Below are 3,668 nucleotides of genomic sequence, written 5' to 3' on the forward strand. Positions count from 1 at the left end.
CCTGTGACTTCAGTCACAGCGATTCGTGTCCAGACCCGGCAGAGTAGTGCCTTCGGGAGGAAACTCCATGCGCGCAGCGCCAACCAAGCGGGCCACCCACCAGCCCCAGGACTCCTCCGCCCGCGTCCTCAAGATGCCCGCCGCCGTCCCCGCCATCGACTGCATGTACTACGTGGCCACCCAGGAGTTCATGCAGCAGTGGGACCGCGCCAAGCAGGGCGAGCTGGAGTGCCGCATGGAGCGCTCCATCGGCGGCCTGCCCCGCTATCCCTCGGTCGAGGAGATGCTCCGCCTCATGGACGAGGCCAGCGTCGAGCGCGTCTTCATCTGCCAGGCCAAGATGTGGTCCTACTGGCGCAAGTGGATGTACATGGACACCCGCCTGGAAGACGTCCTGCAGTACACCGAGCGCTACCCCAACCGTTTCGTCGGCCTGGCCGGCTACAACCCCTTCCGCATCAAGGAGAGCCTGGCCGAGATCGAGACCGCGGTCACCCGCCACGGCTTCAAGGGTGTTTACGTCCACATCTACGGCTTCGACATCCCCCTGAACGACGCCAAGATGTACCCGCTCTACGCCAAGTGCGTCGAGCTGGGTGTCCCCGTCTCTATGCAGGTGGGACACGTGCTCGAGGCCATGCCCAGCGACTGCGGCCGCCCTATCTACCTGGATCGCGTGGCCTGCGACTTCCCCGACCTGAAGATCCTGGGCGCGCACACCGGCTGGCCCTGGGTCGAGGAACTCATCTCCGTCTGCTACAAGTGGGACAACGTCTACTTCGGCGTCGACGCCTGGATGCCCCGCTACCTCTCTCCCCCCATCCTGCAGTTCGTGAACAGCCGCCTGGGGCGCGACCGATGTATCTGGGGCACCAACGGCCTGCCTTGGAAGGAGAACCTGGAGCAGCTCGAGACCCTGGGCCTCAAGGAAGAGGTCAAACGCAAGCTCCTCCGCGAGAACGCCATCCAGCTCTTCCAGTTGGACAAGCTCCCAAAAGCTAAGACGGCGTGGACGGAAGCGGACGCCACGCTGGTGGATGAAGGAGAGCCGCTGATCGCAGAACGCTGAGAGGCCGGGCGCGTGGGGCGCCCGTGGGACACGAGGTCTATGCCAAGCGAAAATCACCGCAGCCCGGTGGATCTGAGCGGCAAGTCGGCCCTGGTGACGGGCGGGGCCCGCGGCATCGGCCGCGCCATCGTCGAAGCCCTGGCCCAGGCCGGCGCCGACGTCGCCATCCTCGACTTCCGCCTTCCCGAGGCCCAGGCCGCCGCCCGCGACATCGCCCAGGCCACTGGCCGTCAAGTCATCGCCGTGCAGGCCGACGTCATGCGCCTGGATGAGGTGCAGCAAGCAGTCGCCGAAGCCATCCAGCGCCTGGGCAAGCTCGACATCCTGGTCAACAACGCCGGCTGGGACCGCCTCATGCCCTTCCTCAAGACCACCCCCGACCTCTGGGAGCGCGTGATCGGCGTGAACTACCGCGGCGTCATCCACACCTGCTACGCCGTGCTGCCTCACATGAAGGAGCGCAAGCAGGGCAGCATCGTGAACGTCAGCTCCGACTCGGCCCGCGTGGGCTCTCTGGGCGAGGCCATCTACGCCGGCTCCAAGGCCGCCGTCATCGCCTTCTCCAAGACCCTGGCCCGCGAGCACGCCCGCGACAACATCCGCATCAACATCGTCTGCCCCGGCCTGGCCGAGACCCCGCTGCTGGAAGAGATGCAGCAGGACGAGTTCACCAAGAAGATCCTGGGCGCGGTGGTCAATGCCATCCCGCTCAAGCGCCTGGGCAAGCCCGAAGAGATCGCTCCCATGGTGCTGTTCTTCGCCTCCGAGGCCGCGCGCTACGTCACCGGGCAGGTGGTCAGCGTGAATGGCGGCCTCACCATGGCGGGCTAGGAGAACCGTTGTCCTGAAGGTGGGGAGATGCAGCAAGTCCTCGAACAGTGCGAGCAGATCGTCACCGACCTGAGCCTGGCCTCGGTGCGGCGCTGGAAGGAACAGCATCCCGGCGGCAAGGCCATCGGCTACTTCCCGGTCTACGCTCCCGCCGAGCTCATCCACGCCTGCGGCATGCTGCCGGTGGGGCTCAACGGCGCCGGCGACCGCCTCGACTTGCAGCACGCCGACGCTCGCTTCGGCTCCTTCATCTGCTCCATCGTCAAGACCACCATGGAGATGGGCATGACCGGCCACCTCCAGCCGCTGGACGGCCTGCTCTTTTCTTCTATCTGTGATTCCGCCCGCAACCTCTGCTTCGTGATGAAGCGCAACTTCCCCCAGATGTACGTGGACTTCCTCCACCTGCCGCACAACCCGGCCTCGCACGCCAGCGTGGACTTCCTGCGCAGCGAGTACCAGCGCCTGATGCTGAGCCTGGAAGTGCTGGGCGGCGAAGCGCCCGCCCAGGGCGCGCTGGAGCACTCCATCGCGCTCTACAACCGGCAGCGCGGGCTGATCCGCCGGCTCTCCGACATGCGCTCCGAGCGTCCTCACCTGCTGCCCGCCTCCGAGCTCTACCTGCTGGTGCGCGCCGGCGCCTTTCTGCCGGTGGAGGAGCACATCGCGCTGCTGGACCGCGCCCTGGAGGCTCTGCCCGACCGCGCCGCCAAGCCGCGCGACAACATCCGCGTCATCGTGGAGGGCGCCTTCTGCGAGCAGCCGCCCCTCGACCTCATCCGCCTGATGGAGCAGGCCGGCTGCTACATCGTGGACGACGACTTCGTGCTGGGACAGAAGTGGTTCCGCCAGGACGTCACGCCCGACGGCGACGCCCTGGGCGCGCTGGCCGAGAGCTACGTCGAGCACAGCGTCTACTCCAGCGTGCGCCACGACTTCCGCCGCCCCCGCTTCCAGGGCCTGATCGAGAAAGTGCGCCGCCACCGCGCCCAGGCGGTCATCTTCCTCATCGCCAAGTTCTGCGAGCCCGCGTACTTCGATTACGTCCTCTTCAAGCGCGAGCTGGAGAACATCGCCCTCCCTCACCTGCTGCTGGAGTTCGAGGAGAAGATGTTCACCTTCGAGCGCTTGCGCACCGAAGTGGAGACGTTCGTGGAGTCGCTCTTGTTCGACTAGGGAGGATCTTGCACTGGCTGAATGCTGAGTGCTGATTGCTGAATGCTATGACTCAAGCCAAGACCAGCGAATACCGCGGCCAGATCCACCAGCGCCAGAAGGAGCTGATGCTGAAGTGGTACCAGCGCCTCGACTCCTCCGCCCACACCGGCCTGCCGCCCAGCGTCTCCCTCATGATCTCCGGCAACTGCGTGGAATTGCTCGAGGCCTTCGACGCTGTCCCTCTCTACCCCGAGATCAACGCCCTGCAGCTCGCCATCCGCCACCAGTCGCTCGAGCCCATCCTGGCCGCCGAGGAACTGGGCTACGCCGCCGACAACTGCGCCTATGTGAAGGCTGACATCGGCTCCTACCTGAAGGGCATCACTCCCACCGGCGGCAAGCTGCCCCGGCCCTCTCTGGTGCTCTGCAACTTCGTCGGATGCAACACCTACGTCAAGTGGTTCGAGCACGTGGCCGCCCTCACCGGCTCCCGCCTCTACGTCCTCGACGTCCCCTTCTGCCGCGAGGCCGAGCCCAGCCCGGCCGACATCGCCTACGTGGTGAAGCAGCTCCAGGAACTGGTGAGCGTGCTGGAGAACATCACCGGCAA

Annotated in this window: 4 protein-coding genes; all 4 read left to right on the forward strand. The window is 66.0% G+C overall.

Features of this window, described 5'->3' with window-relative positions; translation table 11 throughout:
• Positions 1-67 precede the first annotated feature (67 nt).
• Positions 68-1,069 (forward strand): amidohydrolase family protein, encoded by a 1,002-nt coding sequence (locus VEG08_14040; GenBank protein HXZ29109.1) that lies wholly within the window; start codon positions 68-70, stop codon positions 1,067-1,069.
• Positions 1,070-1,108: 39 nt separating this feature from the next.
• A complete protein-coding gene (locus tag VEG08_14045; GenBank protein HXZ29110.1) occupies positions 1,109-1,900 on the forward strand; it encodes an SDR family NAD(P)-dependent oxidoreductase in 792 nt (263 codons plus the stop codon).
• Positions 1,901-1,927: 27 nt separating this feature from the next.
• Complete coding sequence (locus VEG08_14050; protein HXZ29111.1) at positions 1,928-3,076, forward strand: 2-hydroxyacyl-CoA dehydratase; 1,149 nt, start codon at positions 1,928-1,930, stop codon at positions 3,074-3,076.
• Positions 3,077-3,123: 47 nt separating this feature from the next.
• On the forward strand, positions 3,124-3,668 hold a 545-nt coding region (locus VEG08_14055; GenBank protein HXZ29112.1), incomplete at its 3' end, for a 2-hydroxyacyl-CoA dehydratase family protein.

The sequence above is a fragment of the Terriglobales bacterium genome (genome assembly GCA_035624475.1).
In the GTDB taxonomy this organism is placed as follows: domain Bacteria; phylum Acidobacteriota; class Terriglobia; order Terriglobales; family Acidobacteriaceae; genus DASPRL01.

Bases quoted from the DNA above. Each gene is read 5' to 3' on its own strand.
- VEG08_14045 (HXZ29110.1), top strand. From the start codon at position 1,109: ATGCCAAGCGAAAATCACCGCAGCCCGGTGGATCTGAGCGGCAAGTCG.
- VEG08_14040 (HXZ29109.1), top strand. From the start codon at position 68: ATGCGCGCAGCGCCAACCAAGCGGGCCACCCACCAGCCCCAGGACTCC.
- VEG08_14050 (HXZ29111.1), top strand. From the start codon at position 1,928: ATGCAGCAAGTCCTCGAACAGTGCGAGCAGATCGTCACCGACCTGAGC.